The organism is Mesorhizobium sp. M7A.F.Ca.US.005.03.1.1, assembly GCF_003997975.1.
Classification (GTDB): domain Bacteria; phylum Pseudomonadota; class Alphaproteobacteria; order Rhizobiales; family Rhizobiaceae; genus Mesorhizobium; species Mesorhizobium ciceri.
The window spans coordinates 18,316-29,862 of sequence record NZ_RZRO01000079.1 but is presented as its reverse complement, the minus strand read 5'-3'; the positions used below and the strand labels follow the sequence as shown (position 1 = coordinate 29,862).

General features: G+C 62.9%; 13 protein-coding genes. 8 read left to right on the top strand and 5 right to left on the bottom strand.

Annotated features, from left to right (window positions below; translation table 11 throughout):
* Positions 1–157 precede the first annotated feature (157 nt).
* Positions 158–958: a methyltransferase gene (locus tag EN990_RS26100; RefSeq protein ID WP_024502640.1), complete on the bottom strand. Its 801-nt coding sequence runs from the start codon at positions 956–958 to the stop codon at positions 158–160.
* Positions 958–1,182 (bottom strand): DUF2007 domain-containing protein, encoded by a 225-nt coding sequence (locus tag EN990_RS26095; protein ID WP_013532831.1) that lies wholly within the window; start codon positions 1,180–1,182, stop codon positions 958–960. The genes EN990_RS26100 and EN990_RS26095 overlap by 1 nt, the downstream gene beginning before the upstream one ends.
* Positions 1,183–1,383: 201 nt before the next feature.
* On the opposite strand from EN990_RS26095, the gene EN990_RS26090 reads away from it, so the two are divergent.
* The 5 genes from EN990_RS26090 to EN990_RS26070 all read left to right on the top strand — a co-directional run bounded on the left by EN990_RS26090 (position 1,384) and on the right by EN990_RS26070 (position 6,328).
* Positions 1,384–2,400, top strand: coding sequence for a polyprenyl synthetase family protein (locus tag EN990_RS26090; RefSeq protein ID WP_013532830.1), 1,017 nt, complete (start codon positions 1,384–1,386; stop codon positions 2,398–2,400).
* Positions 2,401–2,505: 105 nt separating this feature from the next.
* The gene (locus tag EN990_RS26085; protein WP_127385289.1) at positions 2,506–3,174 is read left to right on the top strand and encodes a GntR family transcriptional regulator; all 669 of its coding nucleotides are present in this window, start codon (positions 2,506–2,508) and stop codon (positions 3,172–3,174) included.
* 107 nt (positions 3,175–3,281) lie between these two features.
* Positions 3,282–3,875, top strand: a complete 594-nt coding sequence (locus EN990_RS26080; RefSeq protein WP_127369184.1) for a biotin transporter BioY — start codon at positions 3,282–3,284, stop codon at positions 3,873–3,875.
* Positions 3,872–4,315 (top strand): DUF1284 domain-containing protein, encoded by a 444-nt coding sequence (locus EN990_RS26075; protein ID WP_127369185.1) that lies wholly within the window; start codon positions 3,872–3,874, stop codon positions 4,313–4,315. Before EN990_RS26080 ends, EN990_RS26075 begins: the two co-directional genes overlap by 4 nt.
* Positions 4,316–4,552: 237 nt before the next feature.
* Positions 4,553–6,328 carry a tetratricopeptide repeat protein gene (locus EN990_RS26070; RefSeq protein WP_127369186.1) on the top strand — a complete coding sequence of 592 codons (1,776 nt, stop codon included), beginning with the start codon at positions 4,553–4,555 and terminating at the stop codon, positions 6,326–6,328.
* A gap of 81 nt (positions 6,329–6,409) precedes the next feature.
* Here the strand turns inward: EN990_RS26070 and EN990_RS26065 are convergent, their stop codons facing one another.
* Positions 6,410–6,871 (bottom strand): GNAT family N-acetyltransferase, encoded by a 462-nt coding sequence (locus EN990_RS26065; RefSeq protein ID WP_013532825.1) that lies wholly within the window; start codon positions 6,869–6,871, stop codon positions 6,410–6,412.
* A 218-nt stretch (positions 6,872–7,089) separates the two neighbouring features.
* Here EN990_RS26065 and EN990_RS26060 point away from each other — a divergent pair, with 218 nt between their 5' ends.
* On the top strand, positions 7,090–8,010 hold the full coding sequence (locus EN990_RS26060) for a glycine--tRNA ligase subunit alpha (protein WP_174299093.1): 921 nt from the start codon (positions 7,090–7,092) through the stop codon (positions 8,008–8,010).
* Between the two features lie 3 nt (positions 8,011–8,013).
* Here EN990_RS26060 and EN990_RS26055 read toward each other — a convergent pair whose 3' ends face one another.
* Positions 8,014–8,328, bottom strand: coding sequence for a hypothetical protein (locus EN990_RS26055; RefSeq protein ID WP_127369187.1), 315 nt, complete (start codon positions 8,326–8,328; stop codon positions 8,014–8,016).
* A gap of 88 nt (positions 8,329–8,416) precedes the next feature.
* Here EN990_RS26055 and glyS point away from each other — a divergent pair, with 88 nt between their 5' ends.
* Entirely contained in the window at positions 8,417–10,537 is a 2,121-nt protein-coding gene (gene glyS / locus EN990_RS26050) for a glycine--tRNA ligase subunit beta (protein ID WP_127385287.1), read from the top strand.
* A gap of 109 nt (positions 10,538–10,646) precedes the next feature.
* Positions 10,647–10,940 (top strand): hypothetical protein, encoded by a 294-nt coding sequence (locus tag EN990_RS26045; protein WP_063171642.1) that lies wholly within the window; start codon positions 10,647–10,649, stop codon positions 10,938–10,940.
* Positions 10,941–11,045: 105 nt separating this feature from the next.
* Here the strand turns inward: EN990_RS26045 and EN990_RS26040 are convergent, their stop codons facing one another.
* Entirely contained in the window at positions 11,046–11,435 is a 390-nt protein-coding gene (locus EN990_RS26040) for a hypothetical protein (protein ID WP_024502648.1), read from the bottom strand.
* Positions 11,436–11,547 lie beyond the last annotated feature (112 nt).

The following is an 11,547-nucleotide window of genomic DNA, read 5'->3' as shown; positions in this document are numbered from 1 at the left end:
GTGCAGCCGGATGACCGGAATGGTGACGACGGTGGAGCGCCAGGATTTCGGCAGCAGGCGGTTGATAAGGCGTTTCACGAGGGCGTGGTCTCCGGTCGATAGGTTGCAGGCATGTAGGGATTTCCCGGCCAACGGCAATGTGGCCAGGCAGAATAGCTCAATCTCCGAACAGCGAGGCGAGGCCGTTGGTGATCATTTCGCTGCGCTCGTCGGGGCCGTTGCCTGATTGCGCGTGCAGCATCAGGGGCGGGCGGATGGCAAGCTTTCCCCGTGTCCCGAGCGCTGCCCGCACAACGATGCGGATTGCCGCGGCGTCTGGGCGAGGGTGGACGGCGAGCATTTCGGCATCGCCGAAGCGCCCTGCGATCGCATCGAGAATGGCGCCGAGCTGTTCGGGGCGGGCGATCACGGCAAGCCCGCCGCGCGGCCTGACCACCGCCGCCGCACTGCGGATCCAGCTCTCGAACACCCCGTCCTCCATGACATGGGCCTCTTTTCTGAGGCGATCGGGGGAGGCGCGGTCCCGGGGAGCGTTGAAGGGCGGGTTCATGATGACGAAGTCGAAATCATTGTCGGCGAGGCCGGCGGCCGCCCGCGCCCGGCCCGATACGGTGACATCGGCGACCAGCACGGAGGCGCGATCGCTCAGATGGGCATTGCCGGGATGGGCAAGAGTGGCTGCCGCGAAGGCCGCCATTTCCGGCGCGCGTTCGACAAGCACCGCCTCGGCGGCCGGGCAGCGCGACAGCACCGCCAGGCCGGCGGCCCCGGCACCGGCACCGAAATCGGCGAGACGACCGGCAAGGGAGGACGGCACGGATGCCGCCAGCATCATCGCATCCATGCCGGCGCGATGACCGCCTTGCTTGGGCTGCACCAGCCAGAATCGGCCGCGATGGAAAGCGTCGACCGTATGGGCCGGCGTGTCCGGGACAAGGGCGGCGGGCGCGGCGGACATTATCTTCCGCGGATTTCGTTGGCGATGCCGGCATCCGTCAGGATGCGCCGTGCCGCGTCGGCCTGGTCGGCGTCGACCATGACGCGCTTCTGCAAAAGACCGATCGACCCTTCGAGAATGCTCATATTCTGGTCGGCGACAAAGCAGGCAATGCCGGCGTCGCGCATCAGCGATTCGACAAAGGAAATGATCACGGCATCGTTGGTGCGGACTAGTTCTATCATTGTATGAAACTCGCAGTTTGCGCTATTGATGTAAACGGGTAGGGGATTCCGGGGCAGAGCCGTTCCCTTGGGGGTCGTTGACATTCTGTCGCCGCCGCCGCGCCAATTCGCCACTTGCCGTGCCCATGTCCGCCGCCCTAGAGTCCATACAGGGACTAAGGGTGCCGTCGCACGCTCTATACCAAGACGGGAGTGATTGTCGTGGGTGTCGTTCTCAACATCGAAAACGGGAAGCGGGAGCCCGCCTCCATCAAGGATCTGATCGATCTGACTGCCGCCGATATGGGGCGCGTCAATGAATTGATCCTGTCCAAGGCCGGCTCCGACGTCGAGATGATCCCGGAGGTCGCCAACCATCTGATCTCGTCCGGCGGCAAACGGCTGCGGCCGATGCTGACGCTGGCCGCAGCCCAGATGTTCGGCTATGCCGGCGAGGGCCACGTCAAGCTCGCCACCTCCGTCGAATTCATGCACACCGCGACGCTTCTGCACGACGATGTCGTCGACGAGAGCGGCATGCGCCGCGGCAAGAAGACCGCCCGCATGATCTGGGGCAACCAGGCAAGCGTTCTGGTCGGCGACTTCCTGCTCGGCCAGGCCTTCCGCATGATGGTCGATGTCGGCTCGCTCGAAGCGCTCGATATCCTGTCGAGTGCGGCCTCCATCATCGCCGAGGGCGAGGTCATGCAGCTCGCCGCCGCCAAGAACCTCGAAACCACCGAGGACGAGCATTTCGCCGTCATCAAGGCCAAGACCGCCGCACTTTTTTCGGCGGCTGCCGAGGTCGGCCCGGTCATCGCCCAGGCGACGCGCAACGATCGCGCCGCGCTGCGCTCCTATGGCATGAATCTCGGCCTGGCCTTCCAGCTGATCGACGACGCGCTGGACTATGGCGGCACCAGCAAGGATCTGGGCAAGAATGTCGGCGACGATTTCCGCGAGGGCAAGGTGACGCTTCCGGTCATTCTCGCCTATCGGCGCGGCACCAAGGCCGAGCGCACCTTCTGGAAGCGCGCCATCGAGGACAATGTCGCCGATGACGCCGGCCTGGAAAAGGCGACCGGCCTGATGACCCGCCACGGCGCCATTGCCGACACGATCGGACGCGCGCGCCATTTCGGCGAGATTGCCCGCGACGCGCTGGCGCCGCTCGAAGCGACGCCGCAGAAATCGGCGCTGATCGACGTCATCGATTTCTGCATCAGCCGGGTCAACTAAAGGCTGGACTTTCGCGACGCTATCTCTGGCCTGCGCTAAGAGGAAGTTTAGGAATTCGGTCCCGCCGTCTCGACAAGCCGCCCTGCCGCAAATTATCTATAAAACATGGCAAAGGGCACAGACGACACCATCGCGGTGCGCATCAGCAAGGTTCTGGCGGACCGCATCATTTCCGGTGCGATCGAGCCGGGGGCCAGGCTTCGGCAGGATCACATCGCCGAGGAATTCCAAACCAGCCATGTTCCGGTGCGCGAGGCCTTCCGCCGCCTCGAGGCGCAAGGGCTGGCCATCGGCGAACCGCGCCGCGGCGTGCGTGTCGCGTCTTTCGACCTGGGCGAGGTCAAGGAAGTCGCCGAAATGCGCGCCGCCCTTGAAGTGCTGGCGCTGCGCCACGCGGCGCCGCATCTGACATCGGCCATTCTCGATCTCGCCGAGGAGGCGTCCAAGGCTGGCGACAAGTCCCGCGATGTCAGGTCGTGGGAGGAAGCCAACCGCGCCTTCCACCGCTTGATCCTCGCGCCATGCGGCATGCCGCGCCTGCTCGCCACCATCGACGATCTGCACGCGGCAAGCGCCCGTTTTCTGTTCGCGGCATGGCGCTCGGAGTGGGAGACACGCACCGATCAGGACCATCGCGCGATCCTCGCCGCCTTGCGGCAGGGAAACACCGAATCGGCGGCCGTCACACTGGGGCGGCACGTCCAATGGATTGGCCGCAAGCCGGTCAGGACGGCTTCCGGAACGACGCGCGAAGCCTTCGCCATCGTAGGTTAGACGGCCTCCGCCAAAGCCAGGGCTTGCAATCTCCAGGGAAGTGTGGATTCGATAATAGATCGAAAACAGAAATTATCTATAATTTGCAATCGATCGAAGGAATCCCAATGACAGACGTCGCATTCTCGTCCAGCAAGCCGTCGTTCAGCCCGCTCCGGCTCCAGGATCGTTCTCTTGCCTGGCAGGTCGGAGCCGTCGTGCTCGGCACCCTGTTCCTGGCGCTGTCATCCTACATCGAAGTGCCGATGGTGCCGGTCCCGGTGACGATGCAGACCTTCGCGGTGACACTGATCGGCGCGCTCTATGGCTGGCGGCTTGGCGCGCTCACCATCGCCGCCTGGCTGGTCGAGGGTGCGGTCGGCTTTCCGGTTCTGTCCGGAGGGGCAGCGGGTGCGGCGCATTTCGTCGGGCCGACGGCTGGCTATCTCTTCGCCTTCCCGCTTGTCGGCGCAATGGTCGGCTGGCTGGCCGAACGCGGCTGGAACGGCAACAGAGTGGTGCTGGCATTTGTCGCCATGCTGCTTGGCAATCTTGCCTGCCTCGTGCTGGGCACAGCATGGCTTGCCGTCATGATTGGAGCCGAACAGGCCGTTACCTTCGGCTTCCTGCCGTTCATCGTCGGCGGCTTGCTCAAGTCGGCGCTGGGTGCCGCGACCCTCATGGCGCTTCGCGGCGGCAAGGCCAAGCCGGTCAATCCGTGACGATCAGGCTGCGCGCCCACCACCTCCTTTGCCTGCTCACCTATGTGGGCAAGGGATACAGCCCCGCCTTCACCGCCAATTATGATCGCGTAGCGGAGCGCCTGAGCCGGGGCGAGGACATCCTCCTCGTTTCCAGCCCGGACGATGTCTGCGCCCCGTTGCTTGATGAGCCGGAACCGCACTGCCTCAACGAGAGTGTCGTCGAGCGGGACCGGCTCGCCACGCAGGATGTGGGCGAGTTGCTGGCGCGGCCAATTCGCGTCGGCACCCGTCTTGATCTCGATGCTGCGATGCTGGGCCGGATGCGGCAGGCGTTTTCGGCTGGCCTTGTACGCAAGGCCTGCGGCGGCTGCGAATGGAACGAACTGTGCAGCACGATAGCGGCCGGCGGCTACGGCGACACGCTGGTGCAGCGGTCTGCCTCGCCAGGCGAGGGCTGATATTGGCCCGAGCCTTAGCGGTCGAATCGGTGATATATTCGGCGCCGCATAGGGCCGTGGCCGAAATCCAAGATCGGAAAACTAGTGCCCGCCGCCATGATTTGTTAATCGGGTGCCCGGATTGTGAATTCGAGGCGGATTGAAGCGCGACCCCAAAAAGGCCATGCTTTGCCTGGAAAGATCGAGTCTACGCCCATCCCGCTGACGCGGAGATGGCGCCTGGCTGAAAGGGATACGATGCGGCAAGGACGTGCGCGCTGGCTGACAAGGCTGGCAATTGTGACAGGCATGGCGATCTCGGCTTTGCCGGCCTATGCCAAGCAAACCACCGAACCGGTCAAGATCACGTCGTTTTCGGGCGCTTATCTGGCGGCCCGGATCGCCGAAGGCGATAACGACCTCGACAGCGCCATCGCCTACTACAAGCAAGCATTGGCCTTCGACCCGAGCGACACCGGCCTGCAGCAGAGCTTGATGCTGTCGCTGATCGCGCAGGGGCGCTTCGACGAATCCCTGGTCTATGCCGACAAGCTCAAGGAAGTGCCTGACGTCGAGCGTTTCTCGCGGCTGGCGCTCGCCGTCGATTCCTTCCACAAGAAGGATTTCACCAAGGCGCAGTACTGGCTCAAGCTGTCGCTGGAATCCGATCTCGACCGGCTGATCTCCGGGGTGATGTCCGGCTGGGCGCAGCAAGGCGCCGGCGAGCCTGCCGATGCGATGGCGTCCATCGACAAGCTGCAGGGGCCGGATTGGTTCGGCCTGTTCAAGTCGTTCCACCGCGCCCTGATCGCTGATGCATCCGGCATGCCCGAAAAGGCCGAGGCGATCTACGCCGCGACCATGCAGGATACCGCCGCCGGTGGTGCCGCTCCCGAAACCTGGATGCGCAACGCCCAGGCCTACGCCTCGTTCCTGGCCCGCAAGGGCGACAAGACCAAGGCGCTGTCGGTGCTCGATCAGGCCGAGGCGTTTTCGCCTGGCAAGCTGGAAATCGTCGCCTTGCGCGACCGAATTGCAAAAGGCGACAAGATTGCGCCCCTGGTGGCCGGCCCATCCGATGGCGCCTCCGAAATCCTGCTCGACCTCGCCACCGCGCTCAACCGTGGCGGCGGCGAGCCCTTCGTGCGCCTCTATCTGCAATATGCGCTTGCTTTGAAGCCTGATAGCGACGCTGCCCTTGTGCAACTCGCTGCCGTGTCCGAGCAATTGAAGGACGGCGAAGGCGCCATCGCGCTCTATCGCCGGATCCCCGCCGGTTCGCCGCTGAAGGAGCTTTCGGACCTGCAGCTCGGCCTCAACCTTGCCGATCTCGACCGTCACGAAGAAGCGATCGCTCATCTGAAGGCTTTCGTCGACGCCCATCCCAATGACATGCGCGCCTATCTGGCGCTCGGTGGCGTCTATTCCTCGAAGGAGGATTTCCGTTCGGCCGCCACACTCTACGACAAGGCTGTCGAGGCGCTGAAGACGCCGACCGCAGCCAACTGGAACATCTTCTACCAGCGCGGCATCGCCTATGAGCGCCTGAAGGAATGGCCCAAGGCCGAGCCGAACTTCCGCAAGGCGCTGGAACTGTTCCCCGACCAGCCGCAGGTGCTGAATTATCTCGGCTATTCCTGGGTCGACATGAACATGAATCTCAAGGAAGGGCTGGCGATGATTCAAAAGGCCGTCGACCTCAGGCCGAGCGACGGTTACATCGTCGATTCGCTGGGTTGGGCCTATTTCCGCCTCGGCAGGTTCGATGACGCGGTGCGCGAAATGGAACGCGCCGTGTCGCTGAAGCCGGAAGATCCGGTTCTCAACGACCACCTGGGCGATGCCTACTGGCGCGTCGGCCGCAAGCTGGAAGCCACCTTCCAGTGGAATCAGGCTCGCGACCTGAAGCCGGATCCCGATGTGCTGGCCAACTTGCAGCAGAAGCTGATGAAGGGCCTGCCGCCGATCGAATCCAACACGGCGCAGGAGACCCCGAAGGTCAAGCCGGAGCCGGTGCCCGCCCCGAAGGGATGAAGTCAGCCATTTGAATTCAACGCAAACGGGGCTCTTTTCAGGGTCCCGTTTTCGTTTGAACCGCGTATCCGGCTGGCTGCCTCAGAAGAGCTTGCGATAGACGACAAAGCCGGAGTGTTCGGCGACCTTGTCGTAAAGCTTCATTGCCGTGTGATTGGTCTCATGCGTCAGCCAGTATACCCGGCCTGAACCGGCTGCCCGGGCGCGCTCGTAGACGCCCTCGATCAGCGCCCGTCCGATGCCTTTGCCACGCGATGCCTGCGTGGTGAAAAGGTCCTGCAGATAACAATTCGGCGCGATCGCCGTTGTGCTGCGATGGAAGAGATAATGCACGAGGCCGAAAAGCCGTCCCTCGCTTTCGGCCACCAGCGCGTGGACCGGCTCATAGGCATCGAAGAAACGCGACCATGTCATCTGGGTAATCTCACCCGGCAGGGCCGTTTCGCCCGAGCGGCCATAAAATGCATTGTAGCCGTCCCACAGCGGCAGCCATTGCTCGAAATCCTGTCGCGCAACGGGGCGGATGACGATCGGGCTGGGCATGGCTGGAACCTGTTGTCGTTGCTGCACAGGCGAACAGAGCGCAGGCCCGAGAGATGGGCAATGGGCCAGCCCCTGCAAAGCTCTCAACATTGTCCATAATGTCGGCGCGACCGCATCGGCGTGCTTTGCTTGACGCTTCGCCGCCGTGTCTCTAGGACGTGCCGGCAAGCTAGCCTGTGCTGTCGAGGCCACCCGTGACAATTGAAATCCCCGCCCATATGCATCCCAGCCGCTCGTTCCAGGGGCTGATCCTGACCTTGCACAACTATTGGGCGGCCTATGGCTGCGTCATCCTGCAACCCTACGACATGGAAGTCGGCGCCGGCACTTTTCATCCGGCAACGACGCTGCGCGCGCTCGGCCCGAAACGCTGGAACGCTGCCTATGTCCAGCCCTCGCGCCGCCCCAAGGACGGGCGTTATGGCGAGAACCCGAACCGGCTGCAGCATTATTACCAGTACCAGGTGATCCTGAAGCCGAACCCGCCCAACTTGCAGGAACTCTATCTCGGCTCGCTGGCGGCGATCGGCGTCGATCCGCTGCTGCACGACATCCGCTTCGTCGAGGATGATTGGGAAAGCCCGACGCTGGGCGCCTGGGGTCTCGGCTGGGAATGCTGGTGCGACGGCATGGAAGTCTCGCAGTTCACCTATTTCCAGCAGGTCTGCGGTATCGAATGCGCGCCGGTGGCCGGCGAACTCACCTACGGGCTGGAGCGGCTGGCCATGTATGTGCAGGGCGTCGACAATGTCTACGACCTCAACTTCAACGGCCGGGAAGGCGCCGACAAAGTCACCTATGGCGATGTCTTCCTGCAGGCCGAGCAGGAATATTCGCGCCACAATTTCGAACACGCCAACACGGCGATGCTTCTGCGCCACTTCGAGGACGCCGAGACCGAATGCAAGGCGCTGCTCGATGCCGGCGCGCCGGCATCGAACGACAATCTGCCGATGCACCGCATGGTTTTCCCGGCCTATGATCAGTGCATCAAGGCCAGCCATGTCTTCAACCTGCTTGACGCGCGCGGCGTGATTTCGGTCACGGAACGACAGAGCTACATCCTGCGGGTGCGCAATCTGGCGAAGGCCTGCGGTGAGGCGTTTTTGAAGACGCAGGCGGGTGGCCTGGCGGCCTGAGTCTCAGGCCCGCTTCGTCATCTCGAAGGAAACTTTGATCGGCAATATGTTCTGGCTGCTGGCACCGTCGATTGTGCGCAATGCCTGTCGAACGCCCGGCATCGAGAAGGCACCGTGAGCCTGCGCGGTGAAGCAGGCGCCGAGTGCGAGGATCTGCAGAAGTCTGGATGCCGTTTTCATGGTCGTTGAGCCAAATGTTCCCTGCCTGAGCGTGGGTCGCTTCAGCGCTGCGTTCGGTTCATGGAAATCTTTGATCCAAGGACGGGTGGCGCGGTCTCGTCCCGGCAGGGCGGCCAAAATTTCTGGAAACGGGCGCAAATCGGCGATCCCCGTGCGGAAAGGGTGACAGCGGCCAGCCGAGTTGCTATGCCCCCGCCCGGACCATTTTGCCGCGTGAGCCCCATCCATGCCTGACCTGCTTCTAGAACTCCGCTCGGAAGAGATTCCCGCCCGCATGCAGCGCAAGGCGGCTGGCGATCTCAGGAAGATGCTGACTGACGGCCTGGTCGAGGCGGGGCTGACCTATGAGGCGGCGCGCGAGTACTGGACGCCGCGGCGGCTGACCCTCGACATCAGGGGTCTCACCGCGCGCTCGAAGGATATAAACGAAGAGATCAAGGGGCCTTCGACATCGGCGCCCGAACAGGCGGTCCAGGGCTTCCTGCGCAAGGCCGGACTTTCCTCGATCGCCGAGGCGCATGTCCATTCCGATCCGAAGAAGGGCGATTTTTATGTCGCCCACATTTCGAAGCCGGGCAGGGCGGCCGAACAGATCATCGCGGACCTGGTGCCTGATATCATCCGCAATTTCCCGTGGCCGAAATCGATGCGCTGGGGGCCGGCCTCGGCCAAGCCCGGTTCATTGCGCTGGGTGCGCCCGCTGCAATCGATCCTGTGCACCTTCGGCCCGGAGACCGAGGAGCCTGTCGTGGTCGATTTCGAGATCGACGGCATCCGCTCCGGCAACATCACCTATGGCCACCGTTTTCATGCGCCTGATGCGATCACGGTGCGCCGCTTCGACGACTATGTTTCCAAACTGGAAGCGGCCAAGGTCGTGCTCGATGCCGACCGCCGCAAGGAGATCATCCTTGCCGATGCCCGCAATCTCGCCTTCGCCAACGGGCTTGATCTGGTCGAGGACGAAGGGTTGCTGGAGGAGGTGTCCGGACTGGTCGAATGGCCTGTCGTGCTGATGGGCGAGTTCGAGGAGGCATTCCTCGCCATTCCAGCCGAGGTGATACGACTGACCATCCGCGCCAACCAGAAGTGCTTTGTGACGCGGCCGCAGGGTGTCGACGACGCGCTTTCCAATCGCTTCATTCTAACCGCCAACATCGAAGCCAGGGATGGCGGCAAGGAGATCGCCCACGGCAACGGCAAGGTGGTGCGCGCCCGCCTGTCCGACGCGCTTTATTTCTGGACGACCGACCAGGGCGATTTGCCTGACCTGGCTGAGCTCGAGGCATCGGCGGAAAAATTCGGGCTTGATCTCAAGAAGCCGCTCGACCAGCGCATGGCCCGCCTCGACCATCTCGGCGTGACTTTCCACGCCAAGCTCGGCACGCAGGGCGAACGGGTGGAGCGGATCAAGCGATTGGCGGAAGAACTGGCTCCGATCGTCGGCGCCGATCCCGCGTTGGTCGGCCGCGCCGCTGTCCTGGCCAAGGCCGACCTCACCACCGAAGTCGTCGGCGAGTTCCCGGAACTGCAAGGCGCCATGGGCCGCAAATATGCGCTGCTTCAGGGCGAGCACTCGTCCGTGGCCGCAGCCATCGAAGAGCACTACAAGCCGCAAGGTCCGTCCGATTATGTACCGGGCGATCCGGTTTCGATCACAGTGGCGCTTGCCGATAAGCTCGACATGCTGGTCGGTTTCTGGGCAATCGACGAAAAGCCGACTGGGTCGAAGGATCCCTATGCGCTGCGTAGAGCGGCGCTGGGTGTGGTTAGAATATTGGTCGAGAATGATATTCGACTGGCGCTGGCAGCCATCGTCGGGAAAGCGTCTGACCTTCTGTCCTTCTTCCACGACCGCCTGAAAGTCTACCTCCGCGATCAGGGCGCCCGGCACGATCTCATCGATGCCGTCATCACGCCGCAGTCCGACGACCTCTTGCAGATCGTGCGCCGCGTCGAGGCGCTCGGCTCCTTCCTCGACACCGAGGACGGCAAGAACCTGCTCGCCGGCACCAAGCGCGCGGCCAACATTCTGGCTGCCGAGGAGAAAAAGAAAACGGCGGTCGCCGAAACCGTTGAGCCGGCGCTGTTTCGCGCGGATACCGAGAAATCGCTGTTTGCGGCGGTGAACCAGGCTGAGAAGCAAGCCGGCGAAGCGATTCAAAACGATGATTTTTCCGGCGCCTTGCTGGCGCTTAGCGTGTTGCGCGAGCCGGTTGATTCATTCTTTGAGCATGTTCTTGTAAACGATGAGGATCAGGCGGTGCGTGCCAACCGCCTGGCGCTGCTCGCCCGCATCCGCACGGCCACCGGTCAGGTCGCGGATTTCTCCAGGATCGCAGGTTAAGGCGAAGAAAATATTCTCTGCTACCGGCCGTTCGAGCCGGCTTACAGTCATATGGCGATGATCTCTCCGTGGCAAAAGGGACATGTTCCCCAACCCCACGGAGACTTCCATGAATTCCGATCACGAAATCGAAGTGACAGAAGAAACTCCCGCCGAGGCGCTTGAATCCGCTTCCGAAACTATTCTCGATCATGCCGCCGCCGCAGCGATCGAAGCCGCTGACCTGTCTGATGACGACGAAGACGGCGACGATGAAGAAGGCGAAGAGTCCACCGAAGCTGCCACGCTCTCGGATGACGACGAAGATGAAGACGAGGACGAAGACGACGCCGAGGACAGCGTGAAGGCTGAAGGCGACGAGTCCGAAGAAGAAGACGACGACGACAAGGAAGAAGCGGCCTGATCTTTTCAGCCGCCGAGTCTATCGATGGCAAGGCGGCGCCGAGGCGCCGCCTTTTCCTATCAGCCGTCCCCGAAGCCGACTGTCAGCCGCCCCGGCGACGGCCCGTCAGTTCTCGAGAATGCTGACGCGCACGCTGTTTTCGTAGACGTCGACCTGGATCAGCGGTTCGCCATTGACGATGGCGCGCTTGGTCGAGGAACTCATCGCGCCGCCGCGTTCCAGCATGCGCTGCAGGTCGGCGCGCTGGTCGTTGGTCCTGAACCAGCCATCAGCCTCGTCGTCGCTGTCACGGCGGTGGAATTTGTGCCAGTTGGCGCGGTCCTGCCGCACCATCTGCGCGGCATTGTCCAGCGCATAGCCGTCACTCGCCTGATGGTCGCGATCGGAAATGCGCGCGACATAGGATCCCAGCATGTCGTCGGCATGAGCCGCGACGACGCCAAGCAGTGACGCCAGCAATAGGCCTGCTCCGGTCACGATTCCAGATTTTCTCATGCTTTCCCCCTTTACCCCTTAGCGATGAAATCCCGTCTGCCAGAACCGCCTGACGAAATACAGGCGATGGCGTCTGGCGGCTGAAATAAGCCGAAACCGAGTTTGTTTGGCA